Annotated in this window: 1 protein-coding gene and 1 pseudogene; both read right to left on the bottom strand. The window is 65.0% G+C overall.

From position 1 onward, the window contains the following. Window positions 1-125, bottom strand: a pseudogene (locus tag AAHZ94_RS35105) (flavodoxin-dependent (E)-4-hydroxy-3-methylbut-2-enyl-diphosphate synthase); the annotation flags it as partial. After that, window positions 122-403: transketolase C-terminal domain-containing protein (locus tag AAHZ94_RS35100; RefSeq protein ID WP_349997690.1), on the bottom strand; the 282-nt coding region annotated here is incomplete at its 5' end. The pseudogene AAHZ94_RS35105 and the gene AAHZ94_RS35100, both read right to left, overlap by 4 nt.

The raw sequence follows: 403 nt of genomic DNA, 5'->3' as shown, positions 1-403 counted from the left end.
ATCGACTGCACCGACACCGGAGCGTCACCACCGACGGGCACCGAGCCCACCTGAATCTGACGACTGACCCTACGGTCGGCAAGCTTGGTCGGAACGGTCGGCAGGCCAAGGGATACAGCGGTCATGACACATCCTGAAGACGATGGGTGCCGGCCGCGGCCAGCAATTCTTGGACGGTCTGGGCGATGTTGTCGGCGGTGAGGCCGGACTCGTCCAGGAGTTCGTTTCTGCTGCCGTGCTCGAAGAACTTCTGGGTCAGCGCGAATTCGTGGACGGGGGTGGTGATACGGGCGTCACGCAGGGCACCGGTCAGGGCCGAGCCCACCCCGCCCACCCGGCCGTTGTCCTCGACCGTGACCACCAATTCGTGCTCCGCAGCCCACCCCACCAACGTGGAATTGAC

It is taken from the genome of Streptomyces sp. HSW2009 (genome assembly GCF_040240285.1).
GTDB lineage: Bacteria > Actinomycetota > Actinomycetes > Streptomycetales > Streptomycetaceae > Streptomyces.
Note: the sequence above shows the minus strand (reverse complement) of the source record. Positions and strands in the feature narration are given on the sequence as shown.